The sequence below is a fragment of the Chryseobacterium defluvii genome, assembly GCF_014204415.1.
Classification (GTDB): Bacteria; Bacteroidota; Bacteroidia; order Flavobacteriales; family Weeksellaceae; genus Chryseobacterium; species Chryseobacterium defluvii_A.
The window spans coordinates 1,676,687-1,693,994 of the sequence record NZ_JACHLE010000001.1 but is presented as its reverse complement, the minus strand read 5'-3'; the positions used below and the strand labels follow the sequence as shown (position 1 = coordinate 1,693,994).

The following is a 17,308-nucleotide window of genomic DNA, read 5'->3' as shown; positions in this document are numbered from 1 at the left end:
AAATAAAGAAATTAAAATAAAAAAATCCTGTCGCCTGACAGGATTTTGTGTTATATCTTTTTTTGTTTTTAGTCTACAAGCTCAGAGTCTCTCTGAAGCAGGAACTTATAGATCAGTCCTCCAACGATACCTCCAAGAATAGGTGCAACCCAGAACAGCCAAAGCTGGGACATGGCGGCACCTCCCACGAAAACTGCCTGAGAAAGTGATCTCGCAGGATTTACGGAAGTATTGGTGATTGGAATAGAGATCAGGTGAATCAATGTTAAAGCCAGACCTATTGCAATTCCTGCAAATTTTCCGTTAGCCCATTTGTCGGTAGCTCCTAAAATAATAATAAGGAAAAAAGCGGTCAGTAAAAACTCGGCTAGGAATGCAGCTCCCATAGAATAGCTTCTGTTATTGTAGCCGGGCATGTCATAGAAATTGGTGGCAAAAGCTCCCGCTCCCTCGTCAGAAAAAGCCCCTGCGCCATTTAAAATAATATACAGGCAGCCTGCAGCAGCAATAGCACCGATACACTGGGCTACAATGTAAGGGATAAGATCCTTTGCAGAAAATCTTCCGCCGGCAAAAAGCCCGAATGAAACAGCTGGATTGAAGTGTCCGCCTGAAATGTGGCCTACCGCATAAGCCATAGTAAGAACCGTAAGACCAAAAGCTAAAGAAACGCCTACAAGTCCGATTCCGATGTCGGGAACTCCGGCAGCGAAAACAGCACTTCCGCATCCACCGAAAACAAGCCAAAATGTGCCGAAAAATTCAGCAAAAAGTTTTTTTATCATATTGTTTATTTTTAAATGTAAACCAAATTTAGAATTTAAATTTTAAATTAAAAAATTAAAATTCAATATATTTCAATTTTGAGTGAATGCCGGGATTTTGAATTAATGCGTTGGACAATAAGTTTTTCTAATAAAATATTTCTAATAAGTGTTTATAGAGTTGAATAATATAACAGAAATGTTTATTTTTCGTTTATAAATTTAAAACGTCTTTTAATGAGAAAGTTTCTGTGTCTGATTGTGGTGTTTTTTGTTTCCGGCATGTATTATTCCCAGGCCGCCCAAAAAGTACTGCCATGCTATGATCTTACTGAAGTACTAAAAGTAGAACCGACACCTCTTTATAAACCCCATCTGGATGCTTCAAAAAGCTTCGGGGTAAAATTGCTTAAAGACTCCAGAGCGGTTCAGAAATATATTAATACCGGAAAATTCCATAAAATAAAGAAGACGGGGAAAGGCTATCGTATTCAGAAACTGGATTACAGCCGGGCCTATCTGGTTTCCAAAGCAAAAATAACACTGGAAAAAATAGGAGCCAGATTCAGTAAAGAAACCAAAGGCCATACATTCACGGTTTCGTCCATAACAAGAACTCTTGAAGACCAGTGCAGGCTGAGGAAAGTGAATTCCAATGCCTCACTGGGGATAAGCTCTCATAATTACGGGAATTCCTTTGATATTTCCTATGTCCGATTCAATAATGTCTTAAAGTACAATCCTAAGATGGAAGCGGCTTTGGATAAGGTTCTGAAATATTATGCCAATGCAGGCAGGATTTATTACATCAAAGAAAAACAGCAAAGCTGTTATCATGTTACGGTAAGGAATTATTAACAGATATTCAATTATGGGTGATATATTTGCATAGAAAGTTTAGTTTTCCTAATTTTATGAAACTAAATTTAACCTTGAAAACATGACTACTTTTAACAGAGAACAGTATGAGCTGGCGGTTACTGAATGGGCCAGCAGTCTTAACAATTTTACAACACTAAAAACTTTACTTCCAACCAATTATGTTTTTGATCTTTCTTTGGATGAGATCACATGGCTGAAGAGCAAAAACCTGTACAAAGACTTTTGTATGGATATGGGAGTGTACGAAAACCGGGTGGTGCTCATCCTTTCTCCCCTGGGTGAAGATGGAAACCGGGTGCCTGTAGACGACTATCCGTATAGTGTTCTTATGGAAATGCAGGGAGATCTGAGCCTGGTAGAGACCCGGCAGTATGTAGTGATCAAAAATGCAGTTCTCTCTAACGATCTGAAGAAAATAGACGACGATGCGGATATGTATTTTCCTGTGGCCAATAAACCTATGCTGGAGCAGGATAAGGTGGTGAACGCCATAGAATCCTGGAGAAATGAAGGCGTAAACTGGCTGTATTATGAAACCCAGGAATTTGAAGGACGAAGAATATTCCAAAGATTCTACGTGCCTTCCGAAAACCTGACCCCACCAAAGCCGGGACTAAACAGAATGGTATGCTCATTCGGTTTAAAATTTTCGGATATCTATCAGAGAATGCTGGTCACCCTCATTTTCATTTCTTTCTATGATGATCTGAGTAATACAGGAAGTATCGAAACCATTTCAAATACGTATGACTGGTCACAGCCATGCCCTCCTTTTTGCCAACTATAGAATATAATAATGGATATTAGAATTATAATATACCTGAATAACTGCCTTCTGCTTTTAAGCCTTTTATTAGGTATAATTAAGTTCAAACTCCTCAGTAATAAAGAAAAATGGTATGTTTATTATATCATTTTTCTTTTCATTATTGAGGGTACGAATAAACTCTTCATTCTGTTTGAAATGAAGAATATATCTTTTTTATATCCGCTGTATATTGCCGGCGAATTTTTTATCCTGAGTTTTCTCTATATGAAAAAACATGGTTTATCCGGCTACTGGCTTATCCCTTTATCTATGGCTGCGGTATTCCTTATTTCGGCTCAGTATTTTGGGATGACAATCGATAATGATTATGCTAAAGTAATTTCCAATATGATCATTGTATGCTTTGCAGGCTATACCTTATTGCAGGAAATAAAGGGAAGCGAGACGGTCAATCGTTTTTTATTGGTGGATGCATGTATTTTCTTTTATTATTCCGTATCTGTTTTTACCTTTATAGTCCAGCATCAGCTGGCGGTGATCTCACAGCAGAATGCCACATTGATATGGGGGATCAATAACCTGCTGTCAAGTGTTGTATATGGAGCATTAATTTATAAACTTTTAAGATTAAAGAAGTAACATTAAATATCAATTTCATTATCCTGTTAATTGTTACCATAGCAATTATAGTATTTTTTATTCTGCTGGCTTACAGGACTTTCATCAGCAGGATCCTTAAGGAGAAGAATGCGCAGCATGAGGCAGAAGTGCTGCATCAGAAAAACCTGGTGCTGGAAAACATTAAGGCTCAGGAAGAAGAAAGAAAAAGAATTGCGGTGATGATCCATGATGATATTGGCAACAGGTTGAATATTATTTCGTTATGGCTTAACAATCTGGATACCCGGGGAGATGAACTCATTAAAAAGAATATCTCCGGCCAGATGTCTGCCCTTATTGATTCAGCCAGAAGTATCTCGCACTCATTATATCCCGTAAATCTTGAATCGGTAGGTTTGGTGCTGTATATTGAAGAATTGGTTGCCAATCTCTCCCAAAGGATCAATATCTCATTGAATGTAAGCCCGAAATACCGTAAGAAAAGCATTTTCGTGGAAGTACAGCTATACAGGATCATTCAGGAGTTTACAACCAATGTCCTCAAACATTCACAGGCAACAAAGGTGTGGATCTATATTAAAGATTATCCGGGAAATATGGCTGTGGTCATCTCTGATAACGGACAGAGCTTTGATTACGAGGCTGTGAAAAAAGGAATGGGAATTAAAAATATTGAATCCAGGATCAAATCTATGAATGCCACTCATAAATGGAAAAATATATTAAATAAAGGAAGCCGTTTAATTATACTAATACCAGCAAACAATGAATTCCCAAATCAGAATAGCATTAATTGATGATGAGCAGTTGATCCTGGAAGGAGTAAAAATGCTATTGTCAAATGAAAAAAACATTTCCGTATCCCTTACATCCAATAACGGCCCTCATTTCCTTGAAAGTTTAGAGCAGCTGCAGCCATCGGATTTCCCGGATATTGTATTGGTGGATGTTCAGATGCAGCCTATGAATGGCTTTGAGCTCGTAGAGATCCTTAAAGAAAAATACGCTGACTTAAAAATAATCATCCTTTCTTCCCATTACAAAACCAGCATTCTCGGATATATGGTAAAACTGGGAGTTTCGGCATTTCTTCCCAAGAACTCGGACAGGAAAACCTTTATAGACGCCATAACCATGGTTTATAAAAATGGAGTCTTCTTTACGTCAGAAGACCATCAGATGCTGCTTACCTACATGAACAGCTCATCCAAAAAGAAAACACTGTTCGAAATGGATGACGAACTATCCGAACGCGAAAAGGAAGTGGTGAAGCTCATCTGTCAGGAATATACCAATCATGAGATCGCAGAAAAACTCTTCATCAGCCCCAGGACCGTGGAAAGCCACCGGCAGAGGATTGTCGATAAAATAGGCGCAAAAAATACAGTAGGCATCGTGATTTATGCCATTATCAACAACATTCATCCGCTTGATAAAATATAGTTCCGTAGAAATACGGAATTTTTTATTTGGTAGCTTTTACTCTAGTTTTCCCATTCTTTTCCTTGTTACTTTGAAATGTTCATTGAATGAAACTTCAAATATCATATGGACAAGACGGAATCCGAAAATCCCGATATAAAAGAGTAGGAATACCGAAAAACTAATACAATGGCTGCTATTTTCACAATTGATTTTGACTTTGTATCAGGGACATAAAAATCCGGACTCCTTTAAAATTCTAATACCATGGAAAATAATAATACAGTCTCTGTCGGAATTTTTTTCGATGGAACCGGAAACAACGGGATCAATGCAACATCTCCACAAAAACCCCCGAAGAATAATGAAAGCTATTACAGTAGTACCACCAATATATACAGGCTGTATGGTCTGTTCAACGGGAATGAGAAGGCTTATATAGAAGGGATAGGAACCCTGACGGGGGCTGAAGATAGCAGCTTTGCTATGGCAACCTGTAAAAATCCGGTAGGATATACAGGCTATTCTTCAGATGATAAACTGGCTAAAGCCTATGCCTTCATCGAAGAAAAAATGAAAGATAAAAACAAGGAATATCAGTTCTACATATATGGATTCAGCAGGGGAGCCATGCTGGCAAGGAATTTCTGCTATGAGCTGCTAAAAGCCGATTCAAAAATAACCGGGAATATAAAAGTGAAATTCTTAGGGGTGTATGATACCGTAGAATCTACGCCTTTTAATAATTACAATATAAAATTATTGCCCGGAGTTGAAAATGCCCTTCATCTTTGTGCCGTTAATGAATGCCGTTATTTCTTTCCGTTGACAGGTATATTTGAGGATTCTGCCGGTATGGAAGACACAAAATCCGATACCGGGAAATCTGTCTGGAAAGAGATCTTTATTCCCGGAGCCCATGCTGATGTAGGTGGGGGATATCTGGAAGGGCCACAGTCTGTATATGTTTCGGCTAATTACAGGCGGAATTCAGAAGCGGAAGCTTATATTAATAATGTAAGAAATACCAAACAGGATTCCGAAGGAAACAAGATATGGAATGACCTTTTGGAAGGTTTCAAGATCGACTCGGGAACCTTCTTTTCACAGGCCTATGTAGCAAGAAAGCTCGTGTACAATGATCTTTCTAAAGTGTATGGTAAATTAATGCTTAGAGAAACCAATGCCATAACACCTGTTTTCAGTACCCATTTCAATGCTTCCGATTTTGAGATCAATCCACAGCAGCATCCGTTTTTGATCACATTTTCAGCTGAGCTGGAAAAATATGCCGAAGACCTTTCACCAGATCTGAAGCCGGTTTACAATTATGGAAACTTTGTGGTGTATACTCATATCTCAGCCAATTTCGGACTTTATAAAGTGGCTTTATTGCAAAGGTCAGAAAGAGAAATAGATATTGAAATGATCAACAACGGGCTGAACGTTCCGGGCAATGCTGTCATCAACAATATAGACGCTGCATATCCGGGATTTCAGACAAAGACTCACCTTTTAGAAGACAATTCGGTTACAGATTATACCTATGGAAGCAATATTCCGAACAATGATATCTGGAGCCGGTCAATACTGATCAAGTAGTTTTTATGCAAGTTAGTTACTTTTTTCAGTTTTAAATTTAGGTAGGGCTGCCCGCAGGGCAGCCCTTTTATTGATGTTCTGTTTTGCCATTACGTAGAAATACCGTATTTGAAAATTGAGCATTTTTACTCTATTTTCTGATGTTTTTTCATTGTTACTTTGAAGTGATCATTCAAGCATACGAAGCTTCAAAAAACGAAAAACTTAACTAAAACTATTCAACCCCTTATTTAAAAAAAACTACCATGGAAACATTTGAATTACCAACCATTACTTCAGGAGAATCATTAGCAACTGAAATCTGTGAAAGCCTTCAGCAGGAATTTAATATTGACATCAAGGGCCTTCTTACCACACCGGGACTTTCCGATAAAGAAAGAATTAAATTAGCAGCTTCCCATCTGGTAGAAAATATATTTCTGAAAGCACATGCAGAACAACGGGAAGATTATGATCTGTTAAGCAGCAATAATTTATCAGATATTGTTGCCCAGGCGATTGAAACAGAACCCAATATTTCTTATTCCCAGAAAGATGCCCTTGCACTCACCCGGCTTCAGGGAGACGAATTGAAAAACTATGTCTACAATCTGGCGAAAAGATTCGAAATGATGTCTAAATCAAAAAGTCCGGGTCAGCTGGTCGCAGAACTGGCAGGAAGTGCATTAATGTCAGTAGGAGTTGCAATGGGAAAAGAAGTGATTAAAAACCTGATTGCCAAACAGGCGCTGAAAACAGCTATGCTTAACGGTATAAAATCAATAGGAATGGGGACCATCATGGTAACTGTAGCATTGGTTTTAGTAGGATTATTATATTATCTGTTAGTAGATAACCCTAAAAAGATCCTTGGCCTTGTGGTGAATAATACCGATGAGAATTTTGTGGTTCACAATTATACCAGATCGGATGGGGATCTTTGTATGGTTCATGGGCAAATGGTGAATTTTATGGAAGACCTTTCAGATGGTATTGAAGGACCTAAGGTTCAGCTGAAAGAAAGACTTAATTTCGGAGAAGGAGATGAAGAAAATATGGTTTTTGCGGGAATTTATTTTGCAGATCGTAATGTAGGCTTCAGAGGTTCTGAAGGATTAGCTTTATTCAGCTCAAAATCTAATGATAATTTCAAATTTGCACACATGTTTGCCGTGCCTTATACCAACGATAACCGTACCAATATGAGACTGCTGAATGCAAGGCCGGGAAATTTAGAAACATTATTCAGAGAGCTGTACAATCCGAATAAGCAAAGAGTTGACTTCGTAGAAAACGGGTACAGGCTGGTTTCCACCGTCAATCATGCAAGAGGTGGTGTTGTAGCCTGCATCGCTTTCATCGGGAAAGTTTGATAACACAATACAATTATATTTCACAGAGTCGCTTTTTTAAGGGGCTCTTTTTCTTTACATTAAATTCCTTTATTTTACGTACTTTTGCCCCCGGAAATATTCATTACACATTATTAATAATTCATTTTAAAAATGCTTTCGGTTCAGGGTTTAGGATTACATCATTCAGGAAATTATTTGTTTCAAAACGTAAATTTCACCATTAAAAAGGATGATAAGGTAGGTTTGGTAGGTAAAAACGGAGCAGGGAAATCCACTCTGTTGAAGATGCTTTCAGGAGAAATTACTTTCTATGAAGGCAATGTAGTGCCGGAGGGAAATATCACCATTGGTTTCTTAAAGCAGGATCTTGACTTCGTGAAAGGCAGAACTGTCTGGGATGAGACTATGCAGGCTTTTGAACAGATCAATGCCTGGAAAAGTGAGCTTGAGGAAGTAAACCATCAGATGACCGTAAGAACAGATTACGAAAGTGATTCCTATACCGATCTGATCAATAAGATGACCGAGTTGAACGACCTTCTGATGAATCACGATGCCTATAACCTGGAAGGAGATATGGAGAAAGTCCTTTTCGGGCTCGGTTTTAAGGCTGATGATTTTCAGAAAATTACCGATGAATTTTCCGGAGGATGGAGAATGAGGATCGAACTGGCAAAGCTGCTCCTTCAAAAGAATGATATCATGCTTCTGGATGAGCCTACCAACCACTTGGATATGGAGTCCATCATCTGGCTGGAAAACTTCCTGAAGGATTATCCCGGGGCCATCATATTGGTAAGCCACGATAAGCAGTTCATGACGGCAGTTTGCAACAGAACGTTTGATATCAACAATAAAAAAGTTGACGACTATAAAGCCAATTATTCCAAATACCTGGTGATGCGTGAAGAACGTCGTGAAAAACTTATTCAGTCCAAAAAGAATCAGGATGCCGAGATCAAGCAGATGGAAGATAACATTAATAAGTTCCGTGCAAGTGCTACCAAAGCATCTTTTGCACAATCACTTATTAAAAAGCTGGAAAAAATAGAACGCATTGAAGTGGATAATGAAGACGTTTCCAAATTCAACATCCGTTTCGTTCAGTCGGTTGTACCCGGGAAAGTGATCTTTGAAGCTGAAAATCTTGGGAAAGCTTATGGCAGCAAGAAAGTTTTTGATGATGTGGATTTTATTATTCAGAGAGGCGACAGGATTGCATTATTGGGACAAAACGGACAAGGTAAAACGACTTTAGCTAAAATCCTTTCCGGAGAAATAAAAGATTATTCAGGAGCCTGGAATCTGGGACATAATGTTAATATCGGGTATTTCGCTCAGAACCAAGAAGAAGTGCTCACTCCGAATAAGACCGTTTTGGAAGAAGCAGAAGACTCTGCTACCGAAGAAACCAGACCGAGAGTAAGGGATCTTTTAGGATCTTTCCTGTTTCAGGGAGAAGCGGTCAATAAAAAAACAAAAGTTCTTTCAGGAGGAGAAAGAAACCGTCTGGCACTCTGTAAACTGTTGCTGCGTCCTTTCAATACCCTGATCATGGACGAACCTACAAACCACCTGGATATCCAGTCCAAGGAGATCATCAAGCTTGCCTTACAGAAATTTGAAGGTACACTTATCGTGATCTCGCACGACAGGGAATTCCTTCAGGGGCTTTGTGATAAAATTTTTGAATTCCGCGACGGAAAGATGAAAGAGTTCCTTGGAAATATCGATGAGTACTTAGAATACAGGCAAAAAGAAAGCATCCGGGAGATTTCTATTGAAAAAGCAAAACTGCACGGTGAAGAAACTAAAGTAGAAACTAAGCCAGCTTCCAAACCCGAAGATAAACCATCAACTGTCAACCAACAACCGCCAACTATTCTCAGCAAAGAGCAGAAAAATATTCAGAATAAAATTAAAAAAGTGGAGGAAAAGATCGCTGAGCTTGAGACTCAGATTGAAAATATGGAAGCCACTTTTACCAAAGAAAACCCCTCCGATGAAACTTTGGAAAAATACAACAAAGCTAAAGAAGAATTGGAACTTTCATTACAGGAGTGGGAATATTTAGGCTCTCAGTTAGACTAAATGATTATTGTAAAAACTCAGGGCAGATAAAGATCTGATGATATTAAAAAAATTAAGAAACAGTTACCTTTCCAACATCCTGTGGTGGATGATGCTTTTTTGTTTTTTTAATATCAGTGCCGATACCAAAAACCCGATCCCGGACTATATTCCTGTAAATTCTTCATTTAATGATCAGGAAAGTATTGTTGAGCTTGTCGTAGAAAAAGGATTGGGGTATGCTGATGCTATCCCGGAAGACGGCGACTCTGATACGGAGGAACATAACTGTAAGAGTTCGACACATATAGACCTTTTCGTTCCCTTCTATTTTAAGGGAAAAGTAGCCTCTGACGTCATTATTTTGAAGGGCAGGGGTGTTTTCAGCCATTACCAATGGGCATTTTCGGACAGATATTACCAGATCCATACCCCGCCTCCCGAAGCCTGATTTATTTTTTTAGAAATTTCAATTGATCCTGGTCTTTTTCTTAAGACTTCAGGAAAACTACGTATAATCCTATAAAAGATAAAAAAATGTATATAAAAAATATAGGGGTGGCTATCCTTATTATATTGCCGTCCTACCTGTTTTCTCAAAATACCAATACAGTCAAAGACAGCCTGTACATAGAAGAAATGGAAGATGCAGGCCAACTCCCTAAAGTACTTCATGCAGAACCTTTGTATATCGACCTGATCCGGGATCTCGGAGCAAGAAAAGGAGAAAAAGAATGGAATGTCGGGTTAGGGCTTACTGACAATGGCGATTATGACAGGTATACTGCATTGGTGGAATACGAATGGGCTCCTGTTGACCGTCTCGGTTTAGAAGTGGAACTACCGTTTTCCATTTATTATCCTACCAATAATGAAAATAAGAATACCCCGGGAAGCAGGCTCAACAGCATCAAAATGGCGACTCAATACTCTTTTTATGTATCCGAAAAACATAAAACCAGTATGGCACTGGGATACATTCAGGAATTTGAGCTCACAGACTTTAATAAGTATGGTAAAGGAAGGCTTTTTACCGGGAATGTCTACAATCCGTTTTTTGTTGCTGCCAAAAGATGGTATAATAACTTTCACACCCTTTTATATACCGGGCCTGCGTTCATGCATCATTTCAAAGACAATTCCATCCATACCAGTTGGCAGATTAATACCAATTTTCATTATATGATCACCGGAACAAGGAATTTTCTGGGCGTGGAATTTAATAAAACCGTTGAAAAAGGTGATTTTGACATGACAATACGCCCGCAGATGAGAGTAGGTATTGCGGATAATGTGCTCGTTGGCATCGTAGCAGGGATCCCGATCAAAAGGGAAAATGAAAGGTTCAGTTCCTTCATCCGCCTCATTTATGAACCCGGTCATAAGAAAAAGTAACAATAAAGGCTGCTGTATGTATAGATATTTGAAACTATCCGAATCCTGTTCAGAATATTTTATATGATTATGAACAGATATAAATCCTGTTTAGACTTTTGTTTTTGATAAGTTTAAACATGTTCATTTTTAAATTGAATATTAAAAATACAGCAGCCTTATTTAAAAATTAAATTATTTTCATACTTTTGAATGATGATTTTTAAAGAAAGCAGATCTGTAAAGGTTTTCATCTCCAGGCTTTTGTTTGGAGCGTATTTCCTTGCGCTGTTTTCACAAAGTTTCCATCATCACGATTCCTTTGATTATTTCAAGGCCGGGAACTTCAAAAAATCAGAAAATAGCATTTCAAAAACTCTTATTAAAGAAAAAGCAGGCGATTGTTTGGCCTGTCACTTTCTGGCAAACGGACATACACTGGTTCCTGAAGAATTCAGTTTTACTTTTGAAGCCTATACCCATGAAGTAAAGCAGATCATAGCCATTCAGGAAGAAATATGGTCTCAAACCAGATTTACTTTTCAGCTTCGGGGTCCTCCCGCAATTTCATAACTGACAGAATTTTTGGTTTAAAGTTTAATGTTTTGAGTTTAGGGTTTCCTGCCTTGGACACTTTACGTTAATACATTGTACATTTTACCTTTTACCTTTTACCTTGTACATGAAACCTTTCAATAAATTTTTACGATTAAAAAAAATGTACTTTCTGAGTACACCATTATCTATTACAATGAAATTGATATATAGCTTATTGCTGATCCTTTGTGGATTAGCACTTACAAACGCACAAAAAACCTACACTGTAGAAGGGACCGTACAGGATTTTCACGATAAGACCCTGCTGGACAATGCAGAAGTGAAAATAGGAGATCTTACGGTAAGAACAAACAAAAAAGGGGAATTTTCATTCCACAAAATTCCCCAAGGAACATATACACTGATTGTGAAGCATCCTGAATGCAATGATTATACTGAAAATATAGAAATTCGTCAGGATCTTCATTTGACAGTTACTATGGAACATCATATAGAGGACATAGAAGCCGTAACCATACACGGAAGCCATAAAAGCAATGGTTCACTAATTGTCAAAACCCTTGACAGATCGGAAATAGAGAAAAATTCAACAGAGAATTTAGGGAATCTGCTCTCTAAAATATCGGGAGTTACAGCCTTAAAGACGGGGAACAATATCACAAAACCTGTTATTCACGGCTTGTATGGAAGCCGTGTTTCTATCCTGAACAATGGGGTGAAAATGGCAGAGCAGGAATGGGGAGTAGAGCATGCCCCGAACGTGGATGTCAATGATTTTGAGCATATAGATGTAGTGAAAGGAGCCTCCGCACTGAAGTACGGAAACGAAGGAGTGGGCGGAGTAGTGGTACTGGAACCTTCTGTCCTGCCAAAAAAAGACACCCTGATGGGCAACATAAAACTTTCGGGGATTTCTAATGGAAGAGGAGGCGAAATTTCAGCTAATATGGCCAAAGCCTGGGAAAACCAATGGTTTGTAAGAGCAGGCGGAAGCTATAAAAAGCTGGGTGACCTGTATATTCCTCATCATACCCTTCAGAATACCGGAGCTGAGGTGAATTCTTTTAATTTTTCCTTTGGAAACCATAGCTTTATGCAGGGTTTCGATGTATCATATAGCAGAATAAACCAGGAATTCGGGATCTATAAAGGTGCCCATCTTGGAAGTACGCTGGATTATTATAATGCCATGACTTTCGGGCAGGCATATTTCCTGGATGATTTCAGTTATGATATCACCAATCCGAAACAGGAAGTAAGCCATCATATTGCCAAAATTTCGGCATACAAACGTTTTGCGGATTTCGGGAAACTGACGTTCCAATATAGTTTTCAGCTGAATCGCCGTAAAGAATTTGACATCAGGAGAGGAGAGCTCAATGATCTCCCGTCTATGGATCTGAGGCTCATTACTCACTCTGCAAGCCTTACCCACTTTATCGAAAGAGGAAACTGGAGTTTGGAAAGCGGTATTTCAGCAGCTTTTCAGGATAATTATCCGAATCCGGACACAAAAGCGAGACGTCTGATCCCGGATTATTACCGGTATGACGCAGGCGCGTTTTCCGTATTTAAATACCGTTTCAATTCGAAATTCAATGCAGAAGCGGGGGTGAGGTATGATTTCAGCAGGTATGATGCCTATAAATATTATGATGAAAACGAATGGAATGACCAATATGCTGACATTTTCCCGGAGTTTTATATTCAAAAAAACGACAGCAGGGTTTTAACACGTCCTATTCTGGATTATCATAATTTTTCAGCAAATATCGGTTTGGATTATAAGCCAATTAATAATTTTGAGATCAAGTTCAACCTGTCCAGGGCAGACCGGACACCAAATCCTGCTGAACTGTTTGCAGACGGGCTTCATCATTCCGCAGCAGTAATGGAAAAGGGTGATCTTACAATAAAGAAAGAAGAAATTTATAATGCCAATCTTTCATTATCTGCGCATCTCAACGTTCTGAAAGGATTGCATATTGAAGCCAATCCTTATATCATGTTTTCTGACAGCTTTATCAATCAGGTTCCTGTCGGTATACAGTCTACCAACAGGGGAGTGTTTCCAGTATGGAGCTATCAGCAAATCAAGGCCCGGATCTATGGAATTGATGCCGATGCAGAGCTTAAGATCCATGAAAACTTAAAGTTGAATACGGGTTTCAGTGCATTGAGAGGGGATGACCTGTCCCATAATGAGCCTCTTATCTTAATGATGCCGGCCAGCCTGAGAAACGCTCTTGAATTTAAGCTTAAAGAGCCTGGAAACTTTTATGTGAGCCTCGAAAATGTGAATGTGTTTAAGCAAAACCGTTATCCGGTAAGAAATCAGAATGTTGATTTTATTCAGGATAATGAACTGGTAACAAGGGAGATCGATTTCAGTTCTACTCCTGCTGCATACTCCATTTTTAATGCGTCTATGGGAGCAGACCTGTTCAAAAACCTGAACCTGAATTTCAGGATCAACAATATTTTTAATAAAGAGTACAGGGAATATCTTAACAGGCTGAGATATTATATGCCGGAATCAGGCAGGAACTTTGTCGTTACTCTTAAATACAATTTCTAAGTATTAATAATTTCAAATTTAAATCAACATGAAAAAAATATTCAATATACTATTCGTTCTTTTTGCCGCCGTTTTATTATTCTCCTGCAGAGACGGGAATGATGATATCCCTGAAGATATCCATGAGCATGAAGAGATAGAAAAGCTGGAAGTGAAAGTGGTAGATAAAAATGATGCTGCCAATATTCAGACCATCAACTATATCGGGGGAATTGCGGACAAAAAAATTATCCTGGAAAATGGTAAAACATATCTGGTAAGCCTGGATTTTCAGGTGAAGCATGACGACCATTACCACAGTGCCAATGATGAGATAGAAGAAGAAAAAGATGAGCATTTCATTACCTATAACTTTGCAGGTGTCAACGTAAATGTAATAAGAACTGCAGATGATATTGTAAGAACCGATGGTAAGAAAATAGGCCTTAAAACAGAATGGACAGTAGCATCGGCCCCTTCTTCCGCCAAAGTAAATATCAAACTGATCCATGGGCCCTCTTCTGTAAATGATAATTTTCCTTCTTCTGCCAATCAGTTGGGAAGCGTGACCGGGGGAGAAAGTGATGTGGATGCCCTGATTGATATTCAATAATCAGTTTCCAAATATCAAATAAAAACCATTGAATTTTTCAGTGGTTTTTTATTTAACATTATTTAGCTTTTAAGTTGATTTTAAGTGAGCTATTTTCATAAAAATTTCATATTTTTGCAACCTAAAATTTTAATCAATAATGAAGGTTACCGCACAAAACCATGATGACGTAAGTGCATTGCTTACAGTAACATTGGAAAAATCTGACTACAAAGAAAAAGTAGAAAAGCAGTTGATTAATTATGCTAAAAATGCGCAAGTTCCTGGTTTCAGAAAAGGGAAAGTGCCTTTAAGTATGGTTAGAAAACAATATGAAGCAGGAATTGCATTCGAAGAGATCAACAAACAGGTTTCTGATGCTTTGAATAACTATGTGAACGAAAACAAATTAAGATTAGTTGGTCAGCCTGTTCCTCAGCCTGTTAATGATTTTGATCATAATGCAGACCAGTTGGAAGTTGCTTTTGAAGTAGGATATGAGCCTGAATTCACAATAGATTTAGCTAAATATGAAGCCCCTCACTACAAAGTGGAAGCTTCTGAAAAAGAAATAGGAAAAAGCATTGAGAATATGCAGAAGCGTTTCGCTGAGCAGGTTCCTCAGGACAAAATCACTAAAGACTCTTACGTAGCTTTGGAAATTACCCAGGTAGTGGAAGAAGATGCAGAAGGAGAGCACCACCATCATCCAAAAAATGTTACCATTACTGCTGAGAACAAAGAAGCTTTCAAACTGGTAAAATCTTTGAAAATGGACGGGGCTGTAAAAGTTTCAAAAGAAACTCTTGAAGGCGACGAAGAACTGGCTAAAGAATTAGGCTTCAGCAAGCCGGAAGTAGAGCACTTGCACCATGCTGAGGTAGAAGTTAAAGTAAAAGATTTCTACTCTTTAAATCTGGCTGAACTGAATCAGGACCTATTCGACAAAGTATATGGAGAAGGAAATATCAGTTCTGAAGATGAGCTTAAAGAAAAAGTAAAATCTGAATTGGATGAATACTTCCAGCAGAATGCAGATGTACACTTTGTAAATAAAGTATTGGAGCAGGTTTCTGAAAAAGAAGAAGTGAAGCTTCCTGAGCCTTTCCTTGTTAAATGGTTAATGTTCTCTAACCAGAACATCCGTTCCGAAGAGCAGGCAAAAGAGATCCTTGAGGCTGAGAAAAACCAGTTGAAATACCAGATCATCGAAGGTAAACTAATGACTGATAACGAGATCAAGTTAGATTACGCTGATGTTTTAGGACAAGCTGAACAATTAGTTAGAAATCAGTTGGCGATCTACGGAATTCATCACTTAGGAGATGAGGAGATCCAGAAGTATGCTGTGGAGATGCTGAAAGACCAGGAGCAGGTAAGACAAATCTCTTCCGAGGTGGCAATGACCAAGCTGAAAGATGTGATCCTTGAAAAAGCATCCAAAAAAGAAACTAAAATCTCTCATGATGAGTTTTTAGAAGAACTTAAGAAATAAGGTATTTTTATATAGATCAGGTAAGCCACCAAAATTTTGGTGGCTTACTTTTTTGTGGCATTTAGTTTGTCATGCCATAAGCGTCTCCATCTAAATGGTAGGCATTACTTTGGGATAGCAAGCGGGATTGTTGCGTTTAAACAATAAAAATAATATTACTGAAAACTTATAACTGCTATGCTGGAAATATCATTTTTTCTATTATAAAATTTTATTGTATCTTTCTTATACTTAAAATTTTACTATATGATAAGGATATTACTTTTTACAAGATCACAAAAAAGGGGTGCTCAGATTCATTTACCTTCAAAAAAAAGAAGGGTACTCACTACTTACATGCTTAGCGGGATTTTGATGTTATCCGGTATTATTACACCGAAGGCACAAACTTCAGAAATAGTACCTAATATAACGACAAGCGGAAGTTTTTTAGGGCCTTATGCAAATACCACGAGAACTTATCAAATGATTATTGATGATTCCCAACTTACTGCTCTCTCCGGAAAATATCTTACCTCCATTGCATTCAGGCTCCCGGCCAGTGCTTCTGCATCATGGCCTGCTACTGATGCTACCTTTCCCAGTTACGAGATCTATCTGAGCGATGGAGTAGATCCTGCGAACAGGCAGCTCAATTTTGCAGCGAATGTAGTGGGAACACAGACACAGGTAAGATCCGGAAGCCTGATGATACCTGCAGGTTCGCTTACTACGGGCACCGACCCAAATGCGTTCAGCTATGTTTTGACATTTAATACACCCTGGCAATACAATGGGACTAACCTCGTTATAGAAATACGTCATACGGGAAGTAATCTTACTTCTTCCTCTATACATGCTGCCACAACAAGTGCTTCAGGATACGGAAGCCTCTTTACTGCATGCTGGCAGGGTACGGGCAATGTACTGCAGGGGAATTTCGCCTTTTTACAGATCAATTCAGTAGATGCGCTGGGGGTGAAGTCTGTGGAAATTGATCTGGAATCTTCTGTTTATCCAAATCCTGCGAAAGAATTTTTAAATATAAAGTCTGCCAGAAGTATGGCGGAATTCCATATTTTCAATACATCAGGCCGGAAAATATTCTCACAAAAAAATAATGCAGAAACTCCGCAGCTGAATGTTTCAGGTTTGCCAAAAGGAAATTATATCCTGCAGATGATTGATAAAGACGGCAATTCCCAATCCGTAAAATTTATTAAAGAATAAAATACAAAAACAGGATAGTCATATTGGAGAATTAGAAAAAGCAGTATCTGCTTTTTTGA

General features: G+C 38.4%; 16 protein-coding genes. 15 read left to right on the top strand and 1 reads right to left on the bottom strand.

The window, feature by feature from the left end:
- Nucleotides 1-68: 68 nt before the first annotated feature.
- A complete protein-coding gene (gene aqpZ / locus HNP38_RS07745; RefSeq protein ID WP_184187683.1) occupies nucleotides 69-782 on the bottom strand; it encodes an aquaporin Z in 714 nt (237 codons plus the stop codon).
- A gap of 219 nt (nucleotides 783-1,001) precedes the next feature.
- Here aqpZ and HNP38_RS07740 point away from each other — a divergent pair, with 219 nt between their 5' ends.
- The 15 genes from HNP38_RS07740 to HNP38_RS07670 all read left to right on the top strand — a co-directional run bounded on the left by HNP38_RS07740 (nucleotide 1,002) and on the right by HNP38_RS07670 (nucleotide 17,249).
- Nucleotides 1,002-1,622, top strand: a complete 621-nt coding sequence (locus tag HNP38_RS07740) for a DUF5715 family protein (protein WP_184187062.1) — start codon at nucleotides 1,002-1,004, stop codon at nucleotides 1,620-1,622.
- 82 nt (nucleotides 1,623-1,704) lie between these two features.
- Nucleotides 1,705-2,433 carry a hypothetical protein gene (locus HNP38_RS07735; RefSeq protein WP_184187059.1) on the top strand — a complete coding sequence of 243 codons (729 nt, stop codon included), beginning with the start codon at nucleotides 1,705-1,707 and terminating at the stop codon, nucleotides 2,431-2,433.
- Nucleotides 2,434-2,610: 177 nt separating this feature from the next.
- Nucleotides 2,611-3,054, top strand: a complete 444-nt coding sequence (locus HNP38_RS07730) for a hypothetical protein (RefSeq protein ID WP_228460979.1) — start codon at nucleotides 2,611-2,613, stop codon at nucleotides 3,052-3,054.
- Nucleotides 3,055-3,203: 149 nt separating this feature from the next.
- Nucleotides 3,204-3,833: a sensor histidine kinase gene (locus tag HNP38_RS07725; protein ID WP_317166711.1), complete on the top strand. Its 630-nt coding sequence runs from the start codon at nucleotides 3,204-3,206 to the stop codon at nucleotides 3,831-3,833.
- Entirely contained in the window at nucleotides 3,802-4,479 is a 678-nt protein-coding gene (locus HNP38_RS07720) for a response regulator (RefSeq protein WP_184187053.1), read from the top strand. Before HNP38_RS07725 ends, HNP38_RS07720 begins: the two co-directional genes overlap by 32 nt.
- Nucleotides 4,480-4,725: 246 nt before the next feature.
- Entirely contained in the window at nucleotides 4,726-6,060 is a 1,335-nt protein-coding gene (locus tag HNP38_RS07715; protein ID WP_184187050.1) for a T6SS phospholipase effector Tle1-like catalytic domain-containing protein, read from the top strand.
- A gap of 245 nt (nucleotides 6,061-6,305) precedes the next feature.
- A complete protein-coding gene (locus HNP38_RS07710) occupies nucleotides 6,306-7,412 on the top strand; it encodes a hypothetical protein (RefSeq protein WP_184187047.1) in 1,107 nt (368 codons plus the stop codon).
- A gap of 132 nt (nucleotides 7,413-7,544) precedes the next feature.
- On the top strand, nucleotides 7,545-9,485 hold the full coding sequence (gene abc-f / locus HNP38_RS07705; protein WP_184187044.1) for a ribosomal protection-like ABC-F family protein: 1,941 nt from the start codon (nucleotides 7,545-7,547) through the stop codon (nucleotides 9,483-9,485).
- 37 nt (nucleotides 9,486-9,522) lie between these two features.
- Complete coding sequence (locus HNP38_RS07700; RefSeq protein WP_184187041.1) at nucleotides 9,523-9,915, top strand: hypothetical protein; 393 nt, start codon at nucleotides 9,523-9,525, stop codon at nucleotides 9,913-9,915.
- 86 nt (nucleotides 9,916-10,001) lie between these two features.
- Entirely contained in the window at nucleotides 10,002-10,859 is an 858-nt protein-coding gene (locus HNP38_RS07695; RefSeq protein ID WP_184187038.1) for an HAEPLYID family protein, read from the top strand.
- 192 nt (nucleotides 10,860-11,051) lie between these two features.
- On the top strand, nucleotides 11,052-11,411 hold the full coding sequence (locus HNP38_RS07690) for a hypothetical protein (protein ID WP_228460977.1): 360 nt from the start codon (nucleotides 11,052-11,054) through the stop codon (nucleotides 11,409-11,411).
- A 178-nt stretch (nucleotides 11,412-11,589) separates the two neighbouring features.
- The gene (locus tag HNP38_RS07685; protein ID WP_184187035.1) at nucleotides 11,590-13,974 is read left to right on the top strand and encodes a TonB-dependent receptor; all 2,385 of its coding nucleotides are present in this window, start codon (nucleotides 11,590-11,592) and stop codon (nucleotides 13,972-13,974) included.
- Nucleotides 13,975-14,002: 28 nt separating this feature from the next.
- Nucleotides 14,003-14,566, top strand: coding sequence for a hypothetical protein (locus tag HNP38_RS07680; protein ID WP_184187031.1), 564 nt, complete (start codon nucleotides 14,003-14,005; stop codon nucleotides 14,564-14,566).
- 139 nt (nucleotides 14,567-14,705) lie between these two features.
- Nucleotides 14,706-16,040 (top strand): trigger factor, encoded by a 1,335-nt coding sequence (locus HNP38_RS07675; RefSeq protein ID WP_184187027.1) that lies wholly within the window; start codon nucleotides 14,706-14,708, stop codon nucleotides 16,038-16,040.
- Nucleotides 16,041-16,286: 246 nt separating this feature from the next.
- A complete protein-coding gene (locus HNP38_RS07670; protein ID WP_184187024.1) occupies nucleotides 16,287-17,249 on the top strand; it encodes a T9SS type A sorting domain-containing protein in 963 nt (320 codons plus the stop codon).
- The last annotated feature ends 59 nt before the right edge of the window (nucleotides 17,250-17,308 follow it).